The following is a 14,087-nucleotide window of genomic DNA, read 5'->3' on the forward strand; positions in this document are numbered from 1 at the left end:
GGCTCCAGCGGAGTCCGGTTCAGAACCAGCGCTGGAACAGATCCACGATGTAACCCACCAGCTGCCCCGAACTGAAACCGAAGAACGCGATCGCCACCAACGCCGCGATCCAGTTGAACAGCATCAGCGCGCCGTCACGTTCCAGCAGCGCCAGCGAGAACAGCAGCAGCTGGAAGCCGAACAGGAAGTTGGTGAACGGAATCGGCAACGACAGCAGGACCCCCAGCAGCACCAGCAGAAGGCCGCTGAAGGCGTGCGCCGGCAGCGGTGTCAGCAGTTGCGGCAGGCGCGGCGACAGCATTCGGTCGAGCCGCCGCAGCGGGCGGTCGATGCGGTCCAGGAAACGGTGCATGGTGCTGCGCCTGGGCCCGCGGCGGGCGATGAAACCGGGCAGCCAGGGGCGGCGCAGGCAGAACAGCATCTGCAGGCCGATCAGGATCACCAGGGGACCGCTGACCGCGCCGCCCAGGCCTGGAATCGGGATGAACGAGGGCAGGATCGCCACGAACAGGAACACGCCGAACGCGCTCTGCTGCAGGTTGCTGAGGATCTGGCCGAGCGGCATGTGCTCGGCGGGATCGCCGGAGGCGAACATCTCCAGGAGGGTACGGATGCCCTCATTGCGGTAGGCCGGGCGATCAGCGCCCGGACCCTGGCCGGCCTCAGGCGGTGAGCTCATCGGCCTGCTCGTCGGACAGCGTGCGCAGCAGCAGCTTGTCCACCCGTGCACCGTCCAGATCGACCACCTCGAAGCGCCAGCCGGCCCAGTCGAAGTACTCGCCTGCATGCGGAATGCGGCCGAAGTAGTGGATGCACATGCCGGCCAGCGTGTAGTAGTCGCCATCCTCGGCATCGGGCAGGTCGTTGCTGCCGATCAGCTCGCGCAGGTCCTCGATCGGCAGCGAGCCGTCCACCAGCAACGAGCCGTCCTCGCGGGTCACCACCAGCGCATCTTCGTCGGCATTCTCCACTGCCTGCAGGCGGCCGACCACGGCGCCCATCAGGTCGCTGATGGTCACCAGGCCCTGGATCTCGCCGTACTCGTCCACCACCAGCGCCATCGACTGCTGTTCCTCGCGGAAGATCTCCAGCAGCTTCATCGCGTGGGTCGATTCGGAGACATACAGCGGCTCGCGCAGGGTCTGGAACAACGCGTTGTCACCGCGCGCCATGCGCGTGGCCAGCGATTTCAGTTCCAGCACGCCGACCACGTCCATGTCGTTGTCGCGGTACACCGGGTACCGGGAGAACTCGTGCTCGGCCATGATTTCCAGATTGCGCTCCAGCCCGCCCTGGGTATCCAGCCAGGCGATGCGGTTGCGCGGGGTCATCAGGCTGTCGGCGGTGCGGTCGCCCAGGCGCATGACGCGGTTCATCATGTCGCGCTCGTGGGCGTCGATCACGCCGGCCTCGTGGCTTTCGGCCACCAGCATGCGGATCTCTTCTTCCGTCACCGAGGCGACTTCGTCCTTGCCAAGGCCGAACAGGCGCAGCACCAACTGGGTGGTCTTGGACAACAGCCAGACGAAGGGCAGGGCGAGCTTGGCCAGCCAGCTCATCGGCATCGCGACCAGCCCGGCAATGGCTTCCGAGCGGGTCAGTGCCAGGCGCTTGGGCACCAGTTCACCGAAGATCAGCGTGATGAAGGTGATCAGCGAGACCGCCAGGGCGGTGCCTACCTCGCGCGCGTACGCAAAGCCGGGCATCAGGCCCTGCAGCCAGCCGGCGATCGCGTCGCCGATCGCATCACCGCCGAGATAGCCGGTCAGCACGCCGATCACGGTGATGCCGATCTGCACGGTGGACAGGAAGCTCTCCGGCTTCTCCGACAGCTCCAGCGCCTTGGCGGCCCGTTTGGAGGTGGCGGCCATCTGCTTCAGGCGGCTCTTGCGCGAGGTCATGACCGACATCTCGGACATGGCGAAGAAGCCGTTCAGCAGAACAAGCGCAAAGACAATCAGGATCATTTCAAACACGGGCGTCGTCCCCGGTTGGTGGCAGGGAGGGCGTGTGCTGGCGATGGCGGCAGGCGCTCAGGAACAGGGTCCGGCGCGGCGCAGGGGGATAAGGGTCGTCGTCCATAAGGTGCGCCCGAAGGCGCGCTGGCATCTTAGCAAAGGGGCATGGCAGGGTGGCAACCGCCTGTTCAGGTTGGGGGTTCCAGAGCCCCAAAAGAGGTCGGGGATACCCGTGATGGTCATCTAGCCGTCATAATTCCGCCTGGTGCCGTCCTTCCCGCGACGGCTGACAGGTTTCTCAATGTTCTCTCTGCAGACCATTTTCGGTTCCGGCAAACAGTTCTACACCCTGCTCGATGAGGCTGCCGTCGCGGCTTCCGACGCCGCCAAGGCGCTGCATTCCATGCTGCGCGAGGCCGATCGCCAGCCCGCGCTGGACGCCTTCAAGCTGGCCCGCCTGCGCGAACGCGCGGCCTCGGACAAGATCAGCCAGGCGCTGGTGGACAGCTTCATGACCCCGATCGAGCGCGAAGACATCGAAGCGCTGGGCTCGGCGCTGTACAAGATTCCCAAGCAGATCGAGAAGTTCGCCGATCGCTATTCGCTGGCCACGACCCACCTGGAGCACATCGACTTCGCGCCGCGCGCGGCGATGCTGGAACAGGCCGCCGGCGTGGTGGTGGAGATGGTGGCCGACCTGCGCCACATGAACCTGGACCGGATGACCGCGCTCAACGAGAAGCTGCGCTCGCTGGAGAACGAGGCCGACCGCCTGATGCTCGAGCTGTACCGCGACATCTATTCGGGCCGCCTGGACAATCTGCAGATGTTCCTGCTGAAGGAATTCTTCGAGATCCTGGAAAAGGCCATCGACCGTTGCCGCGAGGCCGGCGTGGTGGCGTACCAGATCGTGTTGAAGAACAGCTGACGGACGCCGCCGCATGTTGACCCTTGTCCTGGTGGTGATCCTGGCCGCACTCGTCTTCGAGTTCATCAACGGCTTCCACGACACCGCCAACTCCATTGCCACCGTGGTGGCGACCAAGGTGCTCTCGCCCGGTTGGGCGGTGATGCTGGCCGCCTTCATGAATCTCCTCGGTGCACTGACCGGTACCGCGGTAGCGCTCACCATCGCGTCGGGCCTGCTCAACACCAACGTGGTCGACGTCACCCCGCAGGTGATCCTGTGCGCCCTGCTGGGCGGCATCATCTGGAACCTGATCACCTGGTGGAAGGGCCTGCCGTCCTCGTCCTCGCACGCCCTGATCGGTGGTCTCTGCGGCGCCGGCCTGGCCGCGGCCCACAACAACTGGGACGCCCTGATCTGGTCCGAGCGCCTGGGCAGCTGGGCGCAGAACAAGGGCCTGCTGTGGAAGGTGTTCGTGCCGATGATCACCTCGCCGATCGCCGGCTTCCTGCTCGGCATCGTAGTGATGGTGCTGCTGTGGGCGCTGATCGCCGGCCTGGCCAAGATCGGTGGTGCCATCGGCCGCCTGGCCCGCCCGCGCATCGTCAATGCCTTCTTCGGCAAGGCGCAGATCGCCTCGGCGGCCTACATGGGCTTCGCCCACGGCCACAACGATGCGCAGAAAACCATGGGCATCATCGCCATGACCCTGATCGGTGCCGAAGCCACCGGCGCATTGAACGACCTGCCGTCCTGGCTGGCCTTCATGCACCCGGACGCGCACGCCGGTGACGGCATCGCGATGTGGATCGTGCTGACCTGTGCGGTGGTGATGGCGGCCGGTACTGCTTCGGGCGGCTGGAAGATCATCAAGACCCTGGGCCACAAGATGGTCAAGCTGCACCCGATCCACGGCTTCGCCGCGGAGACCAGCTCGGCCACCATCCTGACCCTGGCCGCGCACTTCGGCATGCCGGTCTCGACCACGCACAGCATCTCCACCGCGATCATGGGCGTCGGCTTCGCCAAGAACCCGCGTTCGCTGAAGTTCGGCGTGATCGAACGCATCGTCTGGGCCTGGATCCTGACCATCCCGGCAGCCGGCGGCTGCGCATACCTGATCCTGAAGCTGTTCGAGCTGTTCGGCTGGACCTGATCGCCACGCCAAGGTTGCAAACGAAAAAGCCCGCCGGTACCGGCGGGCTTTTTTCATGGGCAAAGAATTTTTCCGCACACATCGTGTCGACCAAGGTCGACACCTACCAGAGCAGAAACAGGGATCCGATCCCGTGCCGACCAACGGTCGGCACCCACCAGCAGCAACGGGAAACTGTCGAAGGCGGGGTGGGTCCGGTTGCGGGGGTGTGAGCGGCATGGATGCCGCGACCAAGCCCCCATGGACGGGTTTACGGCGTCCCCCGCAACCGGACCCGCTCCGCCAACCCACGGAATGCCAGCTTTTGCAGTTGCAGTGGCCGTGGCAGTCAGCGGGTGCCGCGCCGCAGGCCCGGCCGAACCCCTCAATTACGTTGGAACAGCGCCTGCACATCCTTCCGGAACGCCGCCTGGCTGTCCGCCCGGCTGTAGAACATGTGCCCGCCCGGATAGCTGCGCACCTGCACCCGGTCCGGGTTGCTGCCCATCGCCGGCATCTGGTCCACCGTCAGGATCGAGCCCATGAACGGGCATGACAGATCATTCCAACCGTGCACGATCAGTACCTGCAGATGTGGGTCGATCGCCACTGCCTGGCGCAGCTGGGTCACCGCACCCTGGCGCAGTTCGCCGTTGCGGTCCCACAGCCGGTTCACGTCGTAGTTCAGCGCCTGGTAGCGCGCATCCACTTTCCAGCCGACCACGCGCGTCACGAAGTCGACCATCGCCGTGGTGGTCGGCGCAATGATGCTGTCCAGCAGCGGGTCATTGGCGCGCTGCTCCGGATCATTCGGGAACGGATCGAACGCGGTCACATTGGAGTCGTAGCGGCTGCCCAGCGTGCCCTTGTCGCGGAATACTTCGCGCAGGTAGGCCTGGGTTTCAAGACGGCCACCGGCACGGCGCACGAACTGCGGGTCAAGCCCGGTCAGCGCGGTCACCCGGCGCAGCATCGCCTCGGTCGCCTGCGGATCGCTGCGACCCTTCATCAGCGCAGTGGCGTAGTCGCCACGGGTGTACTCCACCACCTCACGCATTGCTGCATCGGTCAGCTTGCCCTGGCGCTCCAGGTGCGCGGCGGCGATCGACGGCAGTGTCTGCATCCATGCCATCGGCGAGACATCGGCGTTGTCTTCCAGGGTCGGGCTCAGGTACGGCGAGACCAGCACCAGGCCGTTCATCGCCACGCCCAGCCGCGTCTGCAGGAAGTGGGTGATGCGCGGGCCACGGTAGCCGCCGTAGCTTTCGCCGGTCAGGTACTTGCGTGCGCCCATGCGCTGGTTGCGCAGCAGCCAGTCGTAGATCGAGCGCGACAGGTACTCGATGTCGGCACTGGGGTTGTACAACTGCTTCTTCGCCTCGTCATCGCTGATGCGTGCGCGGCTGAAGCCGGTGCCGACCGGATCGATGAACACCAGGTCGGTGAAGTCCAGCCAGGTGCCCGGGTTGTCGTGCAGGGTGGCCGGCGCCGATGCGCTGTCACCCTCCGAACCAAAGGTGACCACCTTGGGCCCGATCGCGCCCATGTTGAGATAGACCGACGACGCCCCGGGACCGCCATTGAGCGCAAAGGTCACCGGCCGGTCCTTGCCCGGCATCGTATAGGCGGTGAACACCACATCGGCGATCACCTTGCCATTGGCATCGCGTACCGGCAGGGTGCCGACGGTGGCGGTGTAGTCCAGGGTGCGGCCGGCCAGGCGCATGCTCTGGCGGGCCGATGCATCGGTGGGCAGCGCAGGCGCTTCGGTCTTGTCGTCTTTCGGATCGGCCTTGGTGTCGGCGTCGGGCGCGGCCAGCACGCTGGCAGGGGCGATGAGCAGGCCGACGCAGAGCGCGGCAGTGTGCAGCAGGGACTTCATGGCACCGGATCGGCAGCGGAAGGGGGGTTCCGATGCTAGGCCGGTGGCGGGCATGCCGTATGTGTCCAAAGGCATGCCCGCCGGTCGAGGCCGCCACTGGCCAGATTGGGTCAAGCGGGCAGGGGTGTGCGCACGTCGTCCGCCAGCAGACCGTATACCGCCGAATCGGACAGTTCACCCTGGATGCGCCAGCGCTGCCGCAGCACGCCCTCCAGGTGGAAGCCCAGCCGTTCAAGCACGCGTGCCGAGGGCTGGTTGCGCGGGTCGACCTCGGCTTCCACGCGATGCAGGTGCAGGGTCTGGAACAGGTAGTCCAGCAGGTGCTGCAGCGCTTCGTGCATGTAGCCCCGGCCCTGCCTGTCGGGGGCCAGCAGGTAGCCGATCTCGGCACGTGCGGCATCGCGGTCCAGCGCGAACACCACGCAGATGCCCAGCAACGGACCGTCCAGCGTTTCGCGCACGGCCAGCTTGAGTTGGGTGCCAGTGGCCTGTGCAGCCAGGTCATCGTCGATCTGCGCGCGCGACTCGGCCGGTCGTGTCCACGCCGGGTGGTTCCAGAACCGCATCACGTCCGGATCGGACTGGATCGCGAACAGGGCGGCCGCATCGTCGCGGCGGATCGGGCTCAGGACCAGGCGCGCGCTGTGCAGTGGCAGGCCCGGGAACAGTAGCGAGTGGCTGGCCAATACGATGGTCCACACGGATGGACGCGCATTATGGCGCCGCCGGGTTTGCCGATGGGGGTGTAATGCCCCGCGGCGCATGGACCGGTAGTGCCGGCCGCTGGCCGGCAGATCTGCCTGGATCACGCGGATGCCGAGGGTGCCGGCCAGTGGCCGGCACTACCGGGTGATGGGGCTGGATCAGACTTCCAGCGAAGCCAGGTCGCCCTTCGACTCCAGCCAGCCCTTGCGGTCGGACGCACGCTTCTTGGCCAGCAGCATGTCCATCAGCGAGCTCGTCTGCTCGCGATCGTCCACGGTCAGCTGCACCAGGCGGCGGGTGTCGGGGTGGATGGTCGACTCGCGCAGCTGCGGCGGGTTCATCTCGCCCAGGCCCTTGAAGCGGGTCACGTTGATGGCGCCCTTGATCTTCTCGCGTTCGATCTTGTCCAGCATCGAGCGCTTTTCTTCCTCGTCCAGGGCGTAGAACACCTGCTTGCCCACGTCGATGCGGAACAGCGGCGGCATCGCCACGAACACGTGGCCGGCATCGACCAGCGCCGGGAAGTGCTTGAGGAACAGAGCGGTGAGCAGGGTGGCGATGTGCAGGCCGTCGGAGTCCGCGTCGGCCAGGATGATGACCTTGCCGTAGCGCAGGCCGCTGATGTCGTCCTTGCCGGGATCGCAACCGATGGCGATGGCCAGGTTGTGCACTTCCTCCGAGGCCAGCACGCTGTTGGACGAGACTTCCCAGGTGTTCAGGATCTTGCCGCGCAACGGCATGATGGCCTGGAAATCCTTGTCGCGCGCCTGCTTGGCGCTGCCACCTGCCGAGTCACCTTCCACCAGGAACAGCTCGGTACGCGACAGGTCCTGGCTGATGCAGTCGGCCAGCTTGCCAGGCAGGGCCGGGCCCTGGGTGACCTTCTTGCGGACGACCAGCTTTTCGGTCTTCAGGCGCGCGCTGGCGCGTTCGATGGCGATCTGCGCGATTTTCTCGCCCAGGTCCACGTTCTGGTTCAGCAGCAGGCTGAAGGCATCATGGGCGGCGCCTTCAACGAAGCCGGCGGCCTGGCGCGAGGACAGGCGCTCCTTGGTCTGGCCGCTGAACTGCGGATCGGTCATCTTCAGCGACAGCACGAACGACACCCGGTCCCACACGTCTTCCGGCGCCAGCTTGACGCCGCGCGGCAGCAGGTTGCGGAAGTCGCAGAACTCGCGCAGCGCCTCGGTCAGGCCGGTACGCAGGCCGTTGACGTGGGTGCCGTGCTGGGCAGTGGGGATCAGGTTGACGTAGCTTTCCTGCACCAGCTCGCCTTCCGGCAGCCAGGCCACGGCCCAGTCAACAATTTCGGTGTCCTTCTTCAGGTTGCCGACGAACAGCTCGGCCGGCAGCATCTCGCGATCGCCCAGTTCCAGCTTCAGGTAATCGCGCAGACCGTCTTCGTAGTACCAGGTATCGACTTCACCGGTGGCTTCATCCGTCAGCTTCACGGTCAGGCCCGGGCACAGCACAGCCTTGGCGCGCAGCAGGTGCTTGAGCGCGCGCACCGCGAACTTGGGCGTGTCGAAGTACTTCGGGTCGGGCCAGAAGCGCACGCGGGTGCCGGTGTTCTTCTTGCCGACGCTGCCGACCACTTCCAGCGGCGTGGCGCGGTCGCCATTGCGGAAGGTGATGCGGTGTTCGGCGCCTTCGCGCTTGATGTGCACCTCCACCAGGGTCGACAGCGCGTTGACCACGCTGACGCCGACGCCGTGCAGGCCGCCGGAGAAGGTGTAGTTGTTGTTGCTGAACTTGCCGCCGGCATGCAGGCGGGTCAGGATCAGCTCGACACCCGGGATCTTCTCTTCCGGATGGATGTCCACCGGCATGCCGCGGCCGTCATCGCTGACCTCCACGCTGCCGTCCTTGTACAGGGTGATCTCGATCGAGCGGGCGTGGCCGGCGAGGGCCTCGTCCACCGAGTTGTCGATCACTTCCTGCGCCAGGTGGTTCGGGCGCGCGGTGTCGGTATACATGCCGGGACGGCGCTTGACCGGGTCAAGGCCGGACAGGACTTCAATATCGGCGGCGTTATAACGGGCGTTCATCTGTCTTCGAAAGCTTGGAGCGACGGGCAAGTGTGGGGTCTGGCACGGGATTTTGCACGCCTGCGGTTCAGTCTCGGCGACGCAGAGGGGGTAAAATGGCAGCCGCTGGAATCTGAACGCCGGCGACCCCCGTTGGGTCGAAACATCCAAGCCATACCGCGAGGAGGACCTCATGAAGAAGTTGCTGACCATTGCGATCCTGGCCGCTGCCGCTGTTGCAGTGCCGCTGGTGGTGGCGCAGAACGCCGGCCAGCCGGCCCCGCAGCAGGGCGACCAGGCCGACAAGGCGCAGGCCGAGGCGGACGCCAAGGCCAAGCGCCGTGCCCAGGCCAATGCCGAAATGAAGGCGCAGGGCCAGCCGGCCCCGCAGAAGGAAGAAGAGGAAGAAGCGCGCAAGAAGCGCTGATCTCGCGACCTGCCAGGCGCCCTTGCGACAAGGGTTGCGCTCCGGAACGCCCCGCTTTGCGGGGCGTTTCTTTTTAGGAACGTGGCGTCTGCCCCTTGGGTTGGCGGCCATCAATCTGTAAACTATGGCTTTCCGGGAGTAAGTGCGTGTCCACCCTTTGCGAATGGGCTGGAGCGGCCAAGCGTGGCTTCCAGCATGGCGGGTCGCAGGTGACGGTCGATTTGACCGGCACGGTCGCCCCGACCTCGCACGGGGGTCCTTGTACGGCGCCTGTCGCCGCACGGATCCGCACCTCCCTCGCTGTCCCAGCGAACCGGAAAACCCCCTCTGAGCACCATGCCCGCCCTACGGGCGCGCGTGGTGCTGCCGTTTTCCATTTCCAGACAGGATGCTTGCAGCCATGACTCCCTTGATTTTCGTAACCGGCGGCGTGGTGTCCTCGCTCGGCAAAGGCATTGCCGCCGCGTCGCTGGCCGCCATTCTTGAAGCCCGTGGCCTGAAGGTCACGATGATGAAGCTCGACCCGTACATCAACGTCGACCCGGGCACCATGAGCCCGTTCCAGCACGGTGAGGTCTACGTCACCGACGACGGCGCCGAGACCGACCTCGACCTGGGCCACTACGAGCGCTTCGTGCGCACCCGCCTGAGCCGCAAGAACTCGGTCACCACCGGCCGCATCTACGAGAACGTGATCCGCAAGGAGCGTCGCGGCGACTACCTGGGCGCGACCGTGCAGGTCATTCCGCACATCACCGACGAGATCCGTCGCTGCATCGACGAAGCCACCGAAGGCTACGACGTGGCGCTGGTCGAGATCGGCGGCACCGTCGGCGACATCGAGTCGCTGCCGTTCCTGGAAGCGATCCGCCAGGTGCGCACCGAGCGTGGCCCGGAGAAGGCGCTGTTCATGCACCTCACCCTGGTGCCGTACATCGGCGCCGCTGGTGAGCTGAAGACCAAGCCGACCCAGCATTCGGTGAAGGAACTGCGCTCGATCGGCATCCAGCCGGACGTGCTGCTGTGCCGTTCGGAACAGGCCGTGCCGGATTCGGAGCGCCGCAAGATCGCCCAGTTCACCAACGTTTCCGAGCGCGCGGTGATCAGCGTGCCGGACGTCGACGTGCTGTACCGCATCCCGTCGGGCCTGCACGCGCAGGGCCTGGACGAGATCGTGGTCAACCAGCTGAAGCTGGCTGACAAGGTCGGTCCGGTCGATCTGTCGATGTGGGAGGACGCGGTCGACGCGACCCTGCATCCGCTGGACGAAGTGACCATCGCCGTGGTCGGCAAGTACGTCGATCACCAGGACGCCTACAAGTCGGTTGGCGAAGCGCTCAAGCATGGCGGCCTGCGCCAGCGCACCAAGGTCAACCTGAAGTGGCTGGAAGCACAGGACCTGGAAGGCACCGACATGGCCGCGCTGGCCGATGTCGACGGCATCCTGGTGCCGGGTGGCTTCGGTGACCGTGGTTTCGAAGGCAAGGTGCTGACTTCGAAGTTCGCCCGCGAGCAGCACGTGCCGTACTTCGGCATCTGCTACGGCATGCAGGCGGCCGTCGTCGACTACGCGCGCAACGTGGTCGGCCTGGAAGGCGCCAACAGCACCGAGAATGATCGCCAGTCGCCGAACCCGGTGATCGGCCTGATCACCGAATGGCGCACCGCCACCGGCGATGTCGAGAAGCGTGACGACAAGAGCGACCTGGGTGGCACCATGCGCCTGGGCCTGCAGGAGCAGCGCCTGAAGCCGGGCACGCTGGCCCGCGAGCTGTACGGCAAGGATGTGGTCGCCGAGCGCCACCGCCACCGTTACGAGTTCAACAACCGCTACCGCACCCAGCTGGAAGATGCGGGCCTGGTGATCGCCGGCAAGTCGATGGACGACACCCTGGTGGAAGTGGTGGAACTGCCGCGCGATGCGCACCCGTGGTTCCTGGCCTGCCAGGCGCATCCGGAATTCCTGTCCACGCCGCGTGACGGCCATCCGCTGTTCATCGGTTTCATCCGCGCCGCACGCGAGCGCAAGGCCGGCGGCAAGCTGCTGCAGGAAGCCCGCGCCTGACTTGTGATGGGGGCCGTCGGCCCCCATCTTGCACGCTTCAACCCCCTGCGCACCGGCCCGGCCGGTGCCGCGGACAACAAGGAAACGCCATGAAACTGTGTGGATTCGAGGTCGGGCTGGACCAGCCCCTGTTCCTGATCGCCGGCCCCTGCGTGATCGAGTCGATGCAGCTGCAGCTCGATACCGCCGGCAAGCTGAAGGAAGTCACCGACAAGCTCGGCGTCAACTTCATCTTCAAGTCCAGCTTCGACAAGGCCAACCGCACCTCGGGCACCGCGTTCCGTGGCCCTGGCATGGAGGAGGGCCTGAAGGTCCTGGCCGAGGTCAAGAAGCAGATCGGCGTGCCGGTGCTGACCGACGTCCACGAATACACCCCGATGGACGAAGTGGCCTCGGTGGTGGATGTGCTGCAGACCCCGGCATTCCTGGTCCGCCAGACCGACTTCATCCGCAAGGTGTGCTCGGCCGGCAAGCCGGTCAACATCAAGAAGGGCCAGTTCCTGGCGCCGTGGGACATGAAGCCGGTCGTGGAGAAGGCCAAGGCCACCGGCAACGAGCAGATCATGGTCTGCGAGCGTGGTGCCAGCTTCGGCTACAACAACCTGGTCAGCGACATGCGTTCGCTGGCGGTGATGCGCGATACCGGTTGCCCGGTGGTGTTCGACGCCACCCATTCGGTGCAGCTGCCGGGCGGGCAGGGCACCAGTTCCGGTGCCAGCGCGAGCACGTGCCGGTGCTGGCCCGTGCCGCGGTGGCGGTGGGCATCTCCGGCCTGTTCGCCGAGACCCATCCGGATCCGTCCAAGGCCCTGTCCGATGGACCCAACGCGTGGCCGCTGGACCAGATGGAAGCGCTGCTCGAGACCCTGATGGAACTCGATGCGGTGACCAAGAAGCACGGCTTCTCGCGCTTCGCGTGAGTCGAGACCCGTGGCTGGCGCTGGAAACCCAGCGCCACCGCCGCCACTGGAGTCAGTGGCCGTGGGGCCCGATCGCGCTGGGCCTGGCCGTGCTGTTCACCGTGGGCATGTTCGGCCTGGTGCTGATCGGCGCCGCGTCCGTGCGGCCACCCGGTGATGGCAGCAGCGCACTCGATCTGCAGGCGTACTTCATTGCGCTGCTGGTGGCAGAGCTGCTCGGTGCCGTGGGATGCGTCGCTGCCGCAGTGCTGGCCTGGCGGCTGAATCGCGGCAAGGTGGCCGCGGGCCTGGCGATCATCCTGCTCTCGCTGTGGCTGGGCGCCCTGTTCTACGGATTTCTTTGATGAATACGACCTCATCAGCGCGTGGCTGGCCGTGGGGTCTGGTCGCGCTGGGGCTGTCCGTGCTTGCCTGGGCATCGGTGCTGATGGGTGTGCTGGCCTTTGCTGCAAGCTTCGGCTCGCCGGGTGACGGCAACCATGGCATACAGGCCATGCAGTACTGGATTCTGGCCGCACTGGTTACGCTGGGTCTGTCTTTCGTCGGCAGCCTGATGGCAATGGTGCTGGCCTGGCGACGCAGCCGTGGTCCCGTCGCGGCGGCGTTGGCCGGTGTGTTGCTGGTGATGCTGGTGTCGCTGGCCCTGATCGTGATCGGGTCCAGCTGGGGCTGAGGTTGCCCACGCCATTTGGCAAGTGGCGGGCAGCCGGGGATAATCACGCGGCATTCGTTTTGTCGCCCCCTCTCCAGACAGGTAACCGGCCCGACCATGAGTACGATCCGCAGCATCCACGCCCGTGAAATCCTCGACAGCCGTGGCAACCCCACGCTGGAAGCCGAAGTCATCCTGGAGGACGGTTCGTTCGGTCGTGCCGCGGTTCCCTCCGGCGCCTCGACCGGCACCAAGGAAGCGGTCGAGCTGCGTGATGGCGACAAGACCCGTTATCTGGGCAAGGGCGTGCGCAAGGCCGTCGATAACGTCAACACCACGATTGCCGCCACGCTGAAGGGTTTTGAAGCCACCGACCAGGCCGGCCTCGACCGTCGCCTGATCGATCTTGATGGCACCGAGAACAAGGGCCGCCTGGGCGCCAACGCACTGCTGGGTGTTTCGATGGCCGCTGCGCACGCCGCCGCCGCATCGAACAAGCAGGCGCTGTGGCAGTACCTGGCCGCCAAGACCGGCGTTACCCCGTCGCTGCCGGTGCCGATGATGAACATCATCAACGGCGGTGCGCATGCCGACAACAACGTGGACTTCCAGGAGTTCATGGTGCTGCCGGTCGGCTTCACCTCGTTCTCTGAAGCGCTGCGTGCCGGTACCGAAATCTTCCATTCGCTGAAGTCGGTGCTGAAGGGCCACGGCCTGAGCACGGCGGTGGGCGACGAAGGTGGCTTCGCGCCGGACTTCCGCAGCAACGTTGAAGCGCTGGACACCATCCTCGAGGCGATCGGCAAGGCCGGCTACACCGCCGGTGAAGACGTGCTGCTGGGCCTGGACGTGGCCTCCAGCGAATTCTTCGAGAACGGCAAGTACAACCTGGTCGGCGAGAACAAGCGCCTGACCTCCGAGCAGTTCGTCGACTTCCTCGCCGACTGGGCCGCGCAGTACCCGATCATCACGATTGAAGACGGCCTGGCCGAGAACGACTGGGCTGGCTGGAAGCTGCTGACCGACCGCATCGGCAAGAAGGTGCAGCTGGTCGGTGACGACCTGTTCGTGACCAACCCGAAGATCTTCCAGGAAGGCATCGACTCGGGCACCGCCAACGCGATCCTGATCAAGGTCAACCAGATCGGCACCCTCAGCGAAACCCTCGAAGCGATCGCCATGGCCGACCGCGCTGGCTACGCCGCCGTGGTCTCGCACCGTTCGGGCGAAACCGAAGACACCACCATCGCCGACATCGCAGTGGCCACCACCGCCACCCAGATCAAGACCGGCTCGCTGTGCCGCAGCGATCGCGTGGCCAAGTACAACCAGCTGCTGCGCATCGAGGAAGCCCTCGGCGCCGGCGCGCGTTACGCCGGTCGTGACGCGTTCGTTTCGCTGAAGCGCTGA

General features: G+C 65.8%; 12 protein-coding genes and 1 pseudogene. 8 read left to right on the forward strand and 5 right to left on the reverse strand.

Features of this window, described 5'->3' with window-relative positions:
- Positions 1-19: 19 nt before the first annotated feature.
- Entirely contained in the window at positions 20-679 is a 660-nt protein-coding gene (locus tag FQS62_RS08175) for an exopolysaccharide biosynthesis protein (RefSeq protein WP_049448162.1), read from the reverse strand.
- Positions 663-1,967, reverse strand: coding sequence for a hemolysin family protein (locus FQS62_RS08180; RefSeq protein WP_049448164.1), 1,305 nt, complete (start codon positions 1,965-1,967; stop codon positions 663-665). Before FQS62_RS08180 ends, FQS62_RS08175 begins: the two co-directional genes overlap by 17 nt.
- A 292-nt stretch (positions 1,968-2,259) precedes the next feature.
- On the opposite strand from FQS62_RS08180, the gene FQS62_RS08185 reads away from it, so the two are divergent.
- Positions 2,260-2,886: a DUF47 domain-containing protein gene (locus FQS62_RS08185; RefSeq protein WP_004152833.1), complete on the forward strand. Its 627-nt coding sequence runs from the start codon at positions 2,260-2,262 to the stop codon at positions 2,884-2,886.
- 13 nt (positions 2,887-2,899) lie between these two features.
- Positions 2,900-4,021: an inorganic phosphate transporter gene (locus FQS62_RS08190; RefSeq protein WP_057499497.1), complete on the forward strand. Its 1,122-nt coding sequence runs from the start codon at positions 2,900-2,902 to the stop codon at positions 4,019-4,021.
- 364 nt (positions 4,022-4,385) lie between these two features.
- Here FQS62_RS08190 and FQS62_RS08195 read toward each other — a convergent pair whose 3' ends face one another.
- The 3 genes from FQS62_RS08195 to parE all read right to left on the reverse strand — a co-directional run bounded on the left by FQS62_RS08195 (position 4,386) and on the right by parE (position 8,635).
- Positions 4,386-5,882: a S10 family peptidase gene (locus tag FQS62_RS08195; RefSeq protein ID WP_208043964.1), complete on the reverse strand. Its 1,497-nt coding sequence runs from the start codon at positions 5,880-5,882 to the stop codon at positions 4,386-4,388.
- A 110-nt stretch (positions 5,883-5,992) separates the two neighbouring features.
- On the reverse strand, positions 5,993-6,568 hold the full coding sequence (locus FQS62_RS08200) for a GNAT family N-acetyltransferase (protein ID WP_049447770.1): 576 nt from the start codon (positions 6,566-6,568) through the stop codon (positions 5,993-5,995).
- A gap of 177 nt (positions 6,569-6,745) precedes the next feature.
- Positions 6,746-8,635 (reverse strand): DNA topoisomerase IV subunit B, encoded by a 1,890-nt coding sequence (gene parE / locus FQS62_RS08205; protein ID WP_049447768.1) that lies wholly within the window; start codon positions 8,633-8,635, stop codon positions 6,746-6,748.
- Between the two features lie 172 nt (positions 8,636-8,807).
- Between parE and FQS62_RS08210 the strand changes: the two genes are divergently transcribed.
- The 6 genes and pseudogenes from FQS62_RS08210 to eno all read left to right on the forward strand — a co-directional run bounded on the left by FQS62_RS08210 (position 8,808) and on the right by eno (position 14,087).
- Entirely contained in the window at positions 8,808-9,041 is a 234-nt protein-coding gene (locus tag FQS62_RS08210) for a hypothetical protein (RefSeq protein ID WP_014036734.1), read from the forward strand.
- Positions 9,042-9,441: 400 nt separating this feature from the next.
- Positions 9,442-11,106, forward strand: coding sequence for a CTP synthase (locus tag FQS62_RS08215; protein WP_032130113.1), 1,665 nt, complete (start codon positions 9,442-9,444; stop codon positions 11,104-11,106).
- An 89-nt stretch (positions 11,107-11,195) separates the two neighbouring features.
- Positions 11,196-12,025: pseudogene (gene kdsA / locus FQS62_RS08220) on the forward strand (3-deoxy-8-phosphooctulonate synthase).
- A complete protein-coding gene (locus FQS62_RS08225; RefSeq protein WP_049447766.1) occupies positions 12,022-12,369 on the forward strand; it encodes a hypothetical protein in 348 nt (115 codons plus the stop codon). The pseudogene kdsA and the gene FQS62_RS08225 overlap by 4 nt, the downstream one beginning before the upstream one ends.
- Complete coding sequence (locus tag FQS62_RS08230) at positions 12,369-12,698, forward strand: hypothetical protein (RefSeq protein WP_049447765.1); 330 nt, start codon at positions 12,369-12,371, stop codon at positions 12,696-12,698. Before FQS62_RS08225 ends, FQS62_RS08230 begins: the two co-directional genes overlap by 1 nt.
- Before the next feature lie 96 nt (positions 12,699-12,794).
- Positions 12,795-14,087 (forward strand): phosphopyruvate hydratase, encoded by a 1,293-nt coding sequence (gene eno / locus FQS62_RS08235; protein WP_208043321.1) that lies wholly within the window; start codon positions 12,795-12,797, stop codon positions 14,085-14,087.

The organism is Stenotrophomonas sp. SBJS02 (genome assembly GCF_020428325.2).
GTDB lineage: Bacteria > Pseudomonadota > Gammaproteobacteria > Xanthomonadales > Xanthomonadaceae > Stenotrophomonas > Stenotrophomonas africana.